This is a genomic window from Acidisoma sp. C75 (assembly GCF_054665095.1).
Genome location: NZ_BAAFHD010000007.1, coordinates 64,645 through 77,831, shown reverse-complemented (window position 1 = coordinate 77,831; position 13,187 = coordinate 64,645). Strand labels below are relative to the sequence as shown.

The window sequence follows — 13,187 nt, the reverse complement described above, 5'->3', positions numbered from 1 at the left end:
GTGCGGTCAGTCCGCCGCGGAGCGTTTGGCGCTCGTCTTCGGCGCGGCCTTGGCAGCACCAACCTTGGCGGCCCCCGGCTTGGCGGCGCGCACTTTGCCGGCCGCAGCCTCTGCCTTCGCTTTGGTCTGGCCCTTGGCGGTGGCGGTCGCCTCGGCCGCCGGCTTGGCGGGCTTGGCCCCGCGCGCGGCGGGCTTCGCCTTCGCCGCCGCGCCTCTGCCGGCCGCACCCTTCGGTTTGAGTTCCTTGCCCTTCTCGGCGAGCAGCGCCACCGCCTGTTCCAGCGTGATATCGTCCATCGGCAGGTTGCGCGGCAGGGTGGCGACGATCTTGCCATGCTGGGCATAGGGCCCGAAGCGGCCCTTCTTCACCTGGATCGGCTCGCCATCCTTGGGATGGGCGCCGAGGCTGCGGACCGAGGCGAGCTTCTTGGCGAGCAGATCGACCGCCCGATTGGCGCCGACCGCCAGCACGTCGTCATCCCGGTCGAGCGAGGCATAGACCGAGCCCATGCGGATATAGGGGCCGAAGCGGCCGATCGCGGCTTCCATCGGCTCGCCGGTTTCCGGGTGGATGCCGATGAGGCGGGGCAGGGTGAGAAGGCCGAGCGCCTGGTCCAGCGTAATCGTCTCGCCATCCAGCCCGCGCGGGAGGGACATGCGCTTGGGCTTTTCCGCCTTCGCCTTCTTGTCCTTCCGGTCTTCCGCCGGGGCCGGCTCGCCGAGCTGGACGTAGAGCCCATAGGGGCCGCGCCGCACCGTGACCTCTTCGCCCGTGGCAGGGTCCTGGCCCAGCACGCGCAGGCCTTCCTTCAGCGTCTCCTCGCCTTCCTCGCCACCCGAGACCGCGAGGCGGCGGGTATACTGGCATTCGGGATAGTTGGAGCAGCCGATGAAGCTGCCATGCCGGCCGAGCTTGAGGCCGAGCCGCCCCGTGCCGCAGGCGGGGCAGGCGCGGGGATCGGCGCCATCCTCCTTGGCGGGGAAGAAGTGCGGGCCGAGATCGTCATCCAAAGCGTTAATGACATCTGAGATCTTGAGGTCGCGGGTCTGCTCCACAGCTTCCGAGAAATCATGCCAGAAGGCGCGCATCACCGCCCGCCAATCGGCGCCGCCGGCGGAGATTTCGTCGAGCTTCTCTTCAAGGTCGGCGGTGAAGCCGTAATCGACGTAGCGGTTGAAGAAACTCGTGAGGAAGGCGGTCACCAGCCGGCCGCGATCCTCGGGGATCAGCCGCTTCTGTTCGAGCCGGACGTAATTGCGGTCCCGCAGCACGGAGAGCGTGGAGGCGTAGGTGGAGGGGCGGCCGATGCCGAGTTCCTCCATCTTCTTGACCAGGGATGCCTCCGTATAGCGCGGCGGCGGCTGGGTGAAATGCTGGCTCGCCCGCACCTCCCGCCGGGTCAGCGGGTCGCCCTCGGCCATCGGCGGCAGCACGCGGCTTTCGTCATCGGCGTCGTCCGGCTCGTCGCGGTCCTCGCGGTAGAGCTTGAGGAAGCCGTCGAAAGCCAGCAGCGAGCCATTGGCGCGCAACGTCTGGCCGCCGGCATCCGTCATGTCCACCACCACCTGGTCGAACTCGGCCTGCGCCATCTGGGAAGCGACCGCGCGCTTCCAGATCAGCTCGTAGAGCCGCGCCTGATCGGGGGAGAGGAAGCGGGCCATATCCTCGGGCCGGCGCCGCACATCGGTCGGCCGCACCGCCTCATGCGCTTCCTGGGCGTTCTTCGCCTTGGTGCTGTATTCCCGCGGTACGGCGGGCAGATAGTCGCCGCCATATTCGACCTTCACATGGTCGCGAATGGCGTGGATCGCCTCGCGCGCCATCTGCACGCCATCGGTTCGCATATAGGTGATGAGGCCGACCGTCTCGCCGCCGAGATCCACGCCCTCGTAGAGCTGCTGGGCCACCCGCATGGTGGCCTGCGCGCCGAAGCCGAGCTTGCGGCTCGCCTCCTGCTGCAGCGTCGAGGTCGTGAAGGGCGGCATCGGATTGCGCCGGGCGCGCCGCCGCTCGATTTTGGTGACGGAGAAGTCGCCAGCCGCGACCCGGGCACGCGCGGCCTCGGCGGCCGCGGCGTTCGCAAGATCGAACTGGTCGAGCTTGCGGCCGCCCAGATGCGTCAGCCGTGCCGTAAAGGGCGCGCCGGCCGGCGTCGCCAGCAGGGCTTCGATCGTCCAGTATTCGCGTGCCCGGAAAGCCTCGATCTCGGCTTCGCGCTCGCAGACCAGGCGGAGTGCGACGGATTGCACGCGGCCCGCGCTGCGGCTGCCCGGCAGCTTCCGCCAGAGCACGGGGGAGAGGGTGAAGCCCACGAGGTAATCGAGGGCGCGGCGGGCGAGATAAGCTTCGATGAGCGGCTGGTCCAGCTCGCGCGGCGCCCGCATCGCCGCGGTGACGGCGTTGCGGGTGATCTCGTTGAAGGTGACACGGCGGACCGTCACGCCCTTCAGCGCGCGCCGCTCTTCCAGCATCGCCCGGACATGCCAGGAAATCGCCTCGCCTTCCCGGTCCGGGTCGGTCGCGAGATAGAGGGTGGTGCCGCTCTTGATGGATTTGGCGATGGCCGAGACCTGGCGGCTGCCGCGCTCATCGGCCTCCCAGTCCATCGCGAAATCCTCGTCCGGGCGCACGCTGCCATCCTTGGGCGGCAGATCGCGCACATGGCCGAAGCTCGCGAGAACAGTGTAGCCATCGCCAAGATACTTGTTGATGGTCTTGGCCTTGGCGGGGGATTCGACGACGACGACGTCCGACATGCTGATCCTGACTAGGCGGTCTCACCACCCCGCATCGGCCAGCCGCACGACCCGGTTGCCTGGCAGGGATTCGATCATTCCGCCCAGTTCCAGATCGAGCAGGGCGGCCAGAAGGGCGGTCCTTGTGGTGAACTGGCAGTGTCGGAGCAGATCGTCAACCGATGTCGGCGCCGCGCCGAGCGCGGACAGGACGGCATCCCGTATTTCGCGGGCCTCGGCCGGGCTCGGGGCGGGCTCCTCGGCGAAGCTGCCCGGCGGCTCCTCTGCGGGCTCCTCGGCGGCCTCCGGCCGAGCGCGATCGGCCAGCCGATCGCCGAGATGGGCGAGGATATCCGCCGCCGTTTCGACGAGCGGGGCACCCTGGCGGATGAGGTCGTTGGCACCCTGGGAGCGCGGGTCGAGTGGCGAGCCGGGCACCGCGAAGACCTCCCGCCCGGCTTCCAGCGCAAGGCGGGCGGTGATCAGGCTGCCCGATTGCCGCGCCGCCTCGACGACGACGACGCCGAGCGAAAGCCCGGCGATGAGGCGGTTGCGGCGCGGGAAGTGGCGCGCCTGCGGCTCGGTGCCGAGCGGCGCCTCGGTCATCACGACGCCGCGTGCCGCGATTCGGGCCTGCAGGCCGGCATGCTGGGGCGGGTAGGGTTTATCGAGCCCGCCGGCGACGGCGGCGATCGTCACGCCCTGCGGCAGGCTGAGGGCTGCTTCATGCGCCGCGCCGTCGATGCCGCGCGCCATGCCCGAGACGACGCCGACACCCGCTTCCGCGAGGCCGCGCGCAATCGCGGCGGCGATATGCTGGCCGTTGAGGGAGGCGTTGCGGCTGCCGACCACGCCGATCAAGCCGCCCCTGCAATGGGCAGGATCGCCGAGGATGGCAAGCGCGGGCGGCGGATCGGCCAGCTGGCGCAGCAGGCGCGGATAATCCGCCATATGCGGCATGAGGATGCGGCCGCCGAGCCGGTCGGTCGCGGCGATCTCATCCTCGATCGCGCCGATCGGGGGCAGTTTGAACTGCGCGCGCCCGGCAGCGCGGGCGAGGCCCGGCAAGGCCTGCAGCGCCTCGTCCGGGCCGCCGAAGCGGCCGAGCAGCCGGCGATAGCCAACGGGGCCGACCCCTTCCGTGCGGGCAAGCCGCAAATAGGCGGCAAGCGCGGGGCCGGCCGGGGTCACGCAGCCCCGATCTTGGGTTCGGAGCCGGTCATCAGCCGGCGAATATTGGCGTGGTGGCGGCCGAGCACCATGAGGGCGACGATCAGCGCCAGAAAGGCATGCGAGGCACCGCCGAAGACCCAGGCGAGGAAAGGCGAGGCGACGAAGGCGGCCAGCGCCGAGGCGGAGGAAATGCGCGTCACCTTGGCGCCGATGAGCCAGACGAGGCACATCAATACCCCTTCCGGCCAGCAGGCGGCGAGGGCGACGCCGATACCGGTCGCGACCCCCTTGCCGCCGCGAAAGCCGAGCCAGACGGGAAAGATATGGCCGAGCACCGCGAAGCCGCCCGCCCATAGCTCGGAGTGGTGGCTCATCACCGGCGGCCAGACGAGGGCGATCAGCACCGCGGCCGCGCCCTTCGCGCCGTCGAGCAGCAGGGTCGCGGCGGCAAGGCCACGGCGGCCGGTGCGCAGCACATTGGTCGCGCCGATATTGCCGGAGCCGATCTTGCGGATATCCCCCGCCCCGCCGAGGCGGGTGATGATGAGGCCGAAGGGAATGCTGCCCAAAAGATAGCCCACCAGGCAGGCGAGATAGGGGATAGGGCTCATCCGAGCACGCGCCTCCCGGCCTTCCAGGTTCCAAGCACCCGGCCTTCCACGGCGCGGCCGTCGAAGGGCGTGTTTTGCGCCTTGCCGGGGAGCTTCCCGGCCTCAATCTTCCACACCCGGTCGGGATGGAAAAGGCAAAGATCGGCTGCCGCCCCCCGGGCGATGCGCCCCGCCGCGAGGCCGAAGACGCGCGCCGGCGCCGCCGTCAGCAACTCCACCGCCCGCATCAGGCTGATCTGCCCGCCATGCACCTGGGCGAGGGTGATCGGCAGCAGCGTCGCCAGCCCCGCCCCGCCGGGCGAGGCAAGCGCGAAGGGCTGGCGCTTGTCATCGGCGTCGCGTGGCTGATGATCCGACGCGATGGCGTCGATCGTGCCATCGGCGAGGCCCGCGACCACGGCTTCGCGGTCCGCCTCGGCGCGCAGAGGCGGGGAGAGCTTGGCATAGGTGCGAAAGCCGCTGATCGCGATCTCGTTGAGGTCGAAATAAGGCGGCGCGGTATCGCAGGTGACGGCGAGACCTTCCTCCTTGGCGGCGCGGATCAGGGCAAGAGCGGCGCCGGTCGAGACATGCGCGAAATGTAGTCGCCCGCCGGTGAGGCGGGCGAGGGCGATATCGCGCCCGACCTGGATCGCCTCCGCCGCCACCGGCACCGCCGGCAGGCCGAGGCGGGTTGCGAGTTCGCCCTCGGTCGCCGCCGCGCCCTCGGCGAGCGAGGCTTCCTCCGGATGCTGCACCACGAGGCCGCCGAAGCCGCAAGTATAGGAAAGAGCGAGGCGCATGAGGCGGGCGGGGCGGATCGCCCGCGCGCCATCGGTGAAGGCGATGGCGCCGGCTTCGGCCATCAGGCCAAGCTCGGCCATCTGCTCCCCCGCGCAGCCGCAGGTCGCCGCGCCATAAGGGTGGATGGAGAGGCTGCCGGTTTCTTCCCCCCGGGCGATGAGCGCCCGCACCAGTGCCGGATCATCCGTCGCCGGATCGGAATCGGGCAGCGCGCAGAGCGTTGTGATGCCACCGGCCGCCGCCGCCCGGGAGACGGATTTGACCGTCTCGCGGTCTTCCCGCCCGGGCTCGCCAAGCTCAGCGCGCAGATCGACAAGGCCGGGGCAGAGCACCGCCTCCCGTGCCTCGATCCGCTCGGCCCCCTCCGGCACGCCCTGGTTGCGGCCGATATCGGCGATGCGGCCGCCGGCGATCAGCACATCGGCCAAGGCATCATACCCGCTCGCCGGGTCGATCACCCGGGCGCCGAGGATCACGCAGTCGCGCAGGCTGGGGTTCACCATCCCGTCCATCACCGGCGCGCTCCCGCCTGGGCGCTCGGCGGGCGGGAGAGCATGTCGAGCACGGCCATGCGCACGGCGACGCCCATTTCCACCTGCTCGCGGATCACGCTCCGCTCCGGATCGTCGGCAACCGCGCTGTCGATCTCCACCCCCCGGTTCATCGGCCCGGGATGCATCACGAGCGCGTCCGGCTTGGCGCGCTCGAGCTTCTGCGCGTCGAGCCCGTAATAGCGGAAATATTCGCGGGCGCTCGGCACCAGGTTGCGGGACATGCGTTCTTTCTGCAATCGTAACATCATGACCACGTCCGCCCCCTCCAGTCCAGCCTTCATGTCATGAAAGACGGTGCAGCCGAGGGCCGCGATGCTGCTGGGCATCAGCGTGGGCGGCCCCACCACGCGCACGCTGCACCCCATGGCGTTGAGCAGGTGGATGTTGGAGCGCGCGACGCGGGAATGCGCCACATCCCCGCAGATGGCGACCGTGAGCCCCGCCAGTTGGCCGCGATGGCGACGGATGGTCAAGGCATCGAGCAGGGCCTGGGTCGGGTGCTCGTGCATCCCGTCCCCGGCATTGATCACCGCCGCTTCTACCTTCCGGGCGAGAAGCGCCGGCGCGCCGGACTGGTCGTGCCGCACCACCAGCAGGTCGCACTGCATGGCGTTGAGGGTGGCGGCGGTGTCGAGCAGCGTCTCCCCCTTCTTCACCGAGGAGGTGGAGACCGACATATTGATGACATCCGCGCCGAGCCGCTTGCCCGCCAGTTCGAAGCTCGTTCGCGTGCGGGTGCTGTCTTCAAAGAAGAGGTTGATCAGTGTCCGCCCGCGCAGCCGGTCCCGCTGCGTCTTACCCGAGCGATTGAGCAGCGCGTAGCTCTCAGCCAGGTTGAGCAGATCGCCGATGAGCAGCGGCGAGAGGCCTTCGATGGCAAGCAGATGGCGCATGAGCGGGGCCTTCCTTCAGCGTTCGGCAACCGCATGGATGCGGGCGAGGGCTTCCGTGCGGCCGAGGGCGGCGAGCGTCGCGTCGATCGGCGGGCTGGTGGTGGAGCCGGTGAGGGCGGCGCGGATCGGCTGCGCCACCTGGCCGAGCTTGCGGCCGGTTTCCTCGGCGAAGGCGCGCAAGGCGGCATCCACGCCGGCCTTGGTGAAATCGGTCTCGGCCAGGCGGGGGGCGAGTTCGGCCAGCATCTGGCGGGCTTCTGCGGTCAGCAGCGCCTCGGCCTTGGGCTCGAAGGGCAGGGGCAGCGGGCGCGCCAGGAAGGCGGCCGCCTGGGCCAGTTCCACCAGCGTCTTGGCCCGCTCCTTCAAGGCCGGCATGAGGGTCGCGATGCGGGCGCGGGCGGCTTCGTCCAGCGTCAGGTCGCGGTCCTCGGCCAGGCGGCGGAGCACATCGGCGGTCAGCCGCGCATCATCGGCGCCGCGCAGCCAGACGCCGTTGAGATGGGTGAGCTTGGCGTAGTCCATCCGGCTCGCCGCCCGGCCGACGCCGTCGAGATCGAAGAGGGCGATTGCCTCCTCGCGGCTCAGCACCTCGGCATCGCCATGGCCCCAGCCGAGGCGGAGCAGATAGTTGCAGAGGGCTTCCGGCAGAAAACCCTCCCGCTCGAATTCGAGTACGCTGACGGCGCCGTGGCGCTTCGAAAGCTTGGCGCCGTCCGCCCCGTGGATGAGCGGGATATGGGCGAAGCGCGGCGTCTCCCAGCCCATGGCGTGATAGATCTGGGTCTGGCGGAAGGTATTCGTCAGATGATCATCCCCACGGATGACATGGGTGATGCCCATGTCATGATCGTCCACCACCACGGCGTGCAGATAGGTCGGCGTGCCGTCGCTGCGCAGGATGATCATGTCGTCCAACTCGGTATTGGCCACGCGGACACTGCCTTGCACGAGGTCGGCGACCTCCGTCACCCCCTCGCGGGGGGCGCGCAGGCGGATGGCAAAGGGCTTGCCTTCCTGCTCGGGGCCGGGGGCGCGGTCGCGCCAGCGGCCATCGTAGCGCGGCGGGCGGCCGGCGGCCTGGGCTTCCGCCCGCATCTGCTCCAGCTCCTCGCGGGTGGCATAGCAGCGATAGGCGCTGCCGGCTTCGAGCATGGCGAGGGCGACGGCGCGATGCCGCTCCTCACGGCTGGTCTGGAAGACCGGCGGCGCGTCGGGCGTGAGGCCGAGCCAGGTGAGCCCGTCGAGGATCACCTGGGTCGCCTCGGCGGTCGAGCGGGCGCGGTCGGTATCCTCGATGCGCAGCAGGAATTCCCCGCCATGGTGGCGGGCGAAAAGGAAATTAAAGAGGGCGGTGCGCGCCCCGCCGATGTGCAGAAGGCCGGTCGGGCTCGGGGCGAAACGGGTGCGGATGCGGGGCTCGTGTGTCATGCTGGCTGCTTAGAGCATTTCGCCCATGAGTGAAAATCTCCGCGGCCTCCTCACCCTTGCGCGACAGGCGCGCAGCCGCCGCGCGGCCTCGGCGCTTGGCGCGGCCTGGCTTGCCGCTGAGCACGGGCATTTCCTGCCCTGGCTCGCGGTCTTCATGGGTATCGGCAATATCCTGTTCTTTGCCGAAAGCACGATGCCGGCGGCCTGGATCGGCCCGCTGCTGCTCGCGCTCTCTGGCCTGCTGCTGCCCTTGGCCTGGAGGCGCCTGCTGCCCCGCGCCGCCGCCCTCTGCCTGTGCTTCCTGGCGCTCGGCTTCGCCGCGGCCAGCCTGCGGACCCACGCCCTGCCGCCATTGACCAAGCTGCCGCGCGCGGCGGCGATGGTGGAGGGGCGGGTCGTCACCCTCGAACCCCTGCCGCGCGGGCGGCGGGTGCTGCTCAGCGCGGTCTCGCTCGATCAGGGGTCGCGCCTGCCGCGCGGGCTGCGCATCCGGCTGAAGGACAGCGATACGACGCCGCTGCGGCCGGGGGAGGAGGTGAGGCTGCGCGCGCTCCTCAGCCCACCCTATCCGCCGAGCTATCCGGGTGGCTGGGATCAGCGGCGGGATGCCTTCTTCACCGGGCTCGGCGGTCTCGGCTTCGCACTCGGCCCGGTGCAGCGGGTCGCGGCCTCCGCCGCCGCCCGTCTCGGCTGGGGCGGCTTTTGGCAGGGAATGCGGGAGCGGGTGAGCCGGCGGATCATCGCCGAGATCCCGGGGCCCGCCGGTGCCGTCGCCGCGACGCTGCTCACCGGCATCCGCTCGGCGCTTCCCTATGCCGACCGCAGGGCCTTCTCGGTGACCGGGCTCACCCATATCCTGGCGGTGGCCGGGCTTCATATCGGCATCGTGATGATGACGATCTTCGCCGCCGTCCGCCTCAGCCTCGCCTGCTGGCCCTGGCTTGCGCTGCGCATGCCGGTGAAGGAGGCGGCGGCGATCGCCGCGCTGGTCGTCGGTGCCTTCTACATGATGATGACGGGGATGCATCTGCCGATCTTCCGCAGCTTCATCATGGCCTCCCTGGTGACGCTCGGCCTGCTCGCCGGGCGGCAGGCGATCTCCATGCGCAGCCTCGCCCTTGCCGCCATGCTGTTGCTGCTGGTGCAGCCGGAAGCGCTGGCCGGGGTGAGCTTTCAGATGAGCTTCAGCGCCGTGCTGGTGCTCATCGCGGGCTATGATTGGCTCCGCCGCCGCAAGCTCGGCATGCTCGCGCATCGTCCGGGGCTGCTCGGGTTCCTGCGGCGGGATCTGAGCTTCGTGACCTTGACGAGCCTGCTCGCCGCCTTGGCGACCGCGCCCTTCGCCGCCTATCACTTCGGCCAGATCGAACTCTATTCCATCCCCGCCAATATCCTGGCGGTGCCGATCACCGCCTTTTGGGTGCTGCCGCTCGGCCTCTTCGCCTATCTGCTCCTGCCGCTGCATCTCGGCTTTCTGGCGCTGGTGCCGATGGGCTGGGGGTGCGCGGCCATCCTCGGCATCGCGCGGCTCGGCGCGGCGCTGCCGGCGGCCACCCTTCCGACCGGCGGGGTGCCGCTGTTCTGCCTGGGGTTGACCGGCTTTGGCGTGCTCTGGCTCTGCCTCTGGGGGAGCGCCGCGCGGCTGCTCGGGCTGCTGCCACTGGCGCTCGGCCTCGTGCTGCCACCGCTGCTGGCGCGTGCGCCGGATGTGCTCATCTCGCCTGACCTGCGCATGCTGGCCTTTGCCGTGCCCGGCGCCGTGCTGCTGGAAGGCAAGCGGCCTGAGGCTTTCACGCTCGAGGAGTGGCAGCGCTTCTGGGGCGGACGGCCGCTGCTGCGCCTGCCGGCGGAAGGCGCAGTGCGGGTGCCCGGCCGCAGTGGCGCGCCCGCCGCCCTCTGCTCGGCCGATGGCTGCCTGCTGCCGCGCCGCGGCGCCGACCCCGTGCTGCTCTGGCGCGCGGCAGACCCGCCGGGCAGCTGCGCCGGCTTCTCGCTCGTGATCCTCGCCGCGATCTGGCACCGGCCTTACGCCCCGGGCTGCGCCCGCGTGGCGATGCTGACGCGCGCATCCGTCTGGGCCGGGGGGGCAACCGCGCTCTCCTTTCGCGCCGGCGGCATCCGGCTGCGGGCGGACCGGCCGCCGCGCGGCAGCTGGCCCTGGCTACCGGTTGTTGCGCTGCACCCTTGGGCGCGGCCGCAGGGGCACGAAAAACTCTTGGCAAATGCCCGGCGCGCGAACAATACTTCGCGTTAATCGGATGGCATCCATCCTAGGGCAGGACGTTCATGGCTGAGAAGATGGGGCCCGATGCGCGATCGCGCCAAGGGCTGAGACTGGAACAGGCGGCGCGGGCCGCCTGGATGTATTATGTCGGGCGACGCACCCAGGATGAGGTGGCGGCCCAGCTCAATATCTCCCGCCAGGCCGCCCAACGGCTCATCTCGCTCGCCCTCTCGGAACGTCTGATCAAGTTTCGCTTCGATCACGAAGTCGGGCCCTGCATGGAGGCGGGGGATGCGCTGGCAAACCGCTATGGCCTCTCGCTCTGCGAGGTGGTGCCGACGATGGCGAGCAATTCCGGCACCCTCGGCTCGGTCGCCATCGCCGGCGCGCAATTCCTCGAAAAATGGCTCAGCCAGCGCACACCTCTGGTCCTCGGCCTCGGCACCGGCCGCACGCTCCGCGCCATCGCCAATGAGCTTTCGCCCGTTGCCGCGCCGCAGCATAAGATCTTTTCGCTCTGCGGCAGCATCCTGCCGATGGGGCGCGCCATCGCGCTCGATCCCGTCTTGCGGATTGCCGAACTCTCCGGGGCGCAATGCTTCTCGCTGCCTTGCCCGGTGATCGCGGCGACGGTGGAGGAGCGGGACGTCTTGCAGAAGCAACAGCCCTACCAGACCATGCGGGAGCTTTTGCCGCAGGCGCGCTGCCTGCTCGTCGGCGTCGGCTCGGTTGATTGGAAATGCGCGCTGCATGCCGATGGCTGCGTTTCGGATGCGGAACTCACCGCGCTGATCGAGGGTGGCGCGGTTGGCGAAATCTGCGGCTGGTCCTTCGATGCCGAGGGCCGGCTGCTCGGCGGCGCTGTCAACGAACGGGTGGCCGGTGTCTGGAACCTCGCCCTCGCGACCCAGGCGCCGCGGGTGGGGGCGGCCTTCGGCTTGCAGAAGGTCGCCGCGATCCGTGCGGCGATGCAGGGGCGGATGATCGACGGGCTGATTACCGACGAGGCGACCGCCCGCGCCTTGCTCGCCGCGTCATGAAGCGCTCATCCCCCCGCAAGAGATCTTGACAGAGGAGCGGTGTTTGATGTTCTGCTCACAGCATGGGCAGACGCTCGGTCACCAGTGCGAAGCCCGAAGCGGCCATGAACAAGGGATGAGGAAATGCGTCTAAGAGCGATCGCGGCTTTCGCCGCCGTTTTTCTGTCCGGTACCTGCCTCGCGCAGGCCACCACCATCACCATCGCGACCGTCAACAACTCGCAGATGGTCGTCATGCAGAAGCTCTCCTCGGTCTGGGAGAAGAAGACCGGCAACCACATCAACTGGGTGGTGCTGGAAGAGAACGTGCTGCGCCAGCGCGTGACGACGGATATCGCGACGCATGGCGGTCAGTTCGATATCGTCACCATCGGCTCCTATGAAACCCCGATCTGGGGCAAGCAGGGCTGGCTCACCCCGGTGGGCGACATTCCCGGCTATGATTACAATGACGTTTTCAAGTCGGTGCGGGATGCGCTCTCCGCCAATGGCAAGCTCTATGCTCTGCCGTTCTATGCCGAGAGCTCCTTCACCTACTACCGGACGGATCTCTTCAAGCAGGCGGGGCTGACCATGCCCGCGAACCCGACCTGGCAGCAGGTCGAGCAGTTCGCCGCCAAGCTCACCGACAAGAACAAGCAGCAATACGGCATCTGCCTCCGCGGCAAGCCGGGCTGGGGTGAGAACATGGCGATCTTCGACACCATGGTGAATACCTTTGGTGGCGAATGGTTCAACACCAAGTGGCAGGCCCAGCTCGATACCCCGGCCTGGCACAATGCACTGACCTTCTACGTGCATCTGCTGCGGGACTACGGCCCGCCGGGCGCGAGCTCGAACGGCTTCAACGAGAACCAGGCGCTCTTCGCCACCGGCCATTGCGCCATGTGGGTGGATGCGACCTCGGGCGCCGGCCTCATCTATGACAAGACCAGCAGCCAGGTGGCCGACAAGACCGGCTTTACCGCCGCCCCGGTGGATGTGACGCCGAACGGCTCGCACTGGTTCTGGTCCTGGGCGCTCGCCATTCCCTCCACCTCGAAGAAGGTCGCCACCGCGAAGGACTTCATCGCCTGGGCAACCTCCAAGGATTACATCAACCTGGTGGGCCAGGATGCCGGTTGGACGACGCTGCCGCCCGGCACCCGTCTTTCGACCTATGACAACCCGGACTATCTGAAGGCGGCGCCCTTCGCGCCGGCCGTGAAGCAGGCGATCCTGACCGCCGACCTGACCCACCCGACGAAGGATCCGGTGCCCTATACCGGCATCCAGTATGTCTCGATCCCTGAGTTCCAGGCGATGGGGACGACGGTTGGCCAGTTGGTGGCCGCGGCGCTGACCGGGCAGCAGACGGTGGATGGCGCGCTGAAGGAAGCGCAGTCCTCGGTCTCCTCCACCATGCAGCAGGCCGGCTACACGCAGTAAGCTTCGGCGTCTCGCCTTGAAGGGGGCGGCCTGGCGGTGATCCGCCGGGCCGCCTGACTTCAGGGTGTTGGCCGCCGGCCATGCCTCTCGGCGGCGCGCTTGCGCAAGGCGAGAGAGCGACGGGCATGGCAGGACCGGCTGCGGCGTGGCAGAGTGGCGCCCCGGCATTTGCGACAAAACTGCGACAAAAACCAAGAACACCGCGAACAGCTCTTTCCCAGATGGTTGGTCAATCTCGGCTTCGTGCTCCCGGGCCCGCGCGGGGGCAGCCAAGCCCCGCTTGCGAGGCAGCCGCCTAGCCTTTCGAAGAGGATCGT

At 69.3% G+C, this 13,187-nt stretch carries 9 protein-coding genes; 3 read left to right on the top strand and 6 right to left on the bottom strand.

The genetic code is table 11. The features are described from left to right. Nucleotides 1-6: 6 nt before the first annotated feature. Genes topA through gltX form a run of 6 tightly spaced genes read right to left on the bottom strand, consistent with a single transcriptional unit; the run spans nt 7 to nt 8,178 of the window. Complete coding sequence (topA, locus tag ACYQ7X_RS10840; RefSeq protein ID WP_459697036.1) at nt 7-2,757, bottom strand: type I DNA topoisomerase; 2,751 nt, start codon at nt 2,755-2,757, stop codon at nt 7-9. A 21-nt stretch (nt 2,758-2,778) separates the two neighbouring features. Beyond that, on the bottom strand, nt 2,779-3,927 hold the full coding sequence (gene dprA, locus ACYQ7X_RS10835; protein WP_459697035.1) for a DNA-processing protein DprA: 1,149 nt from the start codon (nt 3,925-3,927) through the stop codon (nt 2,779-2,781). After that, the gene (gene plsY, locus ACYQ7X_RS10830; protein WP_459697034.1) at nt 3,924-4,520 is read right to left on the bottom strand and encodes a glycerol-3-phosphate 1-O-acyltransferase PlsY; all 597 of its coding nucleotides are present in this window, start codon (nt 4,518-4,520) and stop codon (nt 3,924-3,926) included. Before plsY ends, dprA begins: the two co-directional genes overlap by 4 nt. Continuing rightward, on the bottom strand, nt 4,517-5,791 hold the full coding sequence (locus ACYQ7X_RS10825; protein ID WP_459697181.1) for a dihydroorotase: 1,275 nt from the start codon (nt 5,789-5,791) through the stop codon (nt 4,517-4,519). Before ACYQ7X_RS10825 ends, plsY begins: the two co-directional genes overlap by 4 nt. A gap of 23 nt (nt 5,792-5,814) precedes the next feature. After that, on the bottom strand, nt 5,815-6,750 hold the full coding sequence (locus ACYQ7X_RS10820; RefSeq protein ID WP_459697033.1) for an aspartate carbamoyltransferase catalytic subunit: 936 nt from the start codon (nt 6,748-6,750) through the stop codon (nt 5,815-5,817). A gap of 15 nt (nt 6,751-6,765) precedes the next feature. Then, nucleotides 6,766-8,178 carry a glutamate--tRNA ligase gene (gene gltX, locus ACYQ7X_RS10815; protein WP_459697032.1) on the bottom strand — a complete coding sequence of 471 codons (1,413 nt, stop codon included), beginning with the start codon at nt 8,176-8,178 and terminating at the stop codon, nt 6,766-6,768. A 25-nt stretch (nt 8,179-8,203) separates the two neighbouring features. On the opposite strand from gltX, the gene ACYQ7X_RS10810 reads away from it, so the two are divergent. The 3 genes from ACYQ7X_RS10810 to ACYQ7X_RS10800 all read left to right on the top strand — a co-directional run bounded on the left by ACYQ7X_RS10810 (nt 8,204) and on the right by ACYQ7X_RS10800 (nt 12,870). Then, the gene (locus ACYQ7X_RS10810) at nt 8,204-10,432 is read left to right on the top strand and encodes a ComEC/Rec2 family competence protein (RefSeq protein WP_459697031.1); all 2,229 of its coding nucleotides are present in this window, start codon (nt 8,204-8,206) and stop codon (nt 10,430-10,432) included. Between the two features lie 32 nt (nt 10,433-10,464). After that, a complete protein-coding gene (locus ACYQ7X_RS10805) occupies nt 10,465-11,442 on the top strand; it encodes a sugar-binding transcriptional regulator (RefSeq protein WP_459697030.1) in 978 nt (325 codons plus the stop codon). A gap of 123 nt (nt 11,443-11,565) precedes the next feature. Next, the gene (locus ACYQ7X_RS10800; RefSeq protein WP_459697029.1) at nt 11,566-12,870 is read left to right on the top strand and encodes an ABC transporter substrate-binding protein; all 1,305 of its coding nucleotides are present in this window, start codon (nt 11,566-11,568) and stop codon (nt 12,868-12,870) included. Nucleotides 12,871-13,187 lie beyond the last annotated feature (317 nt).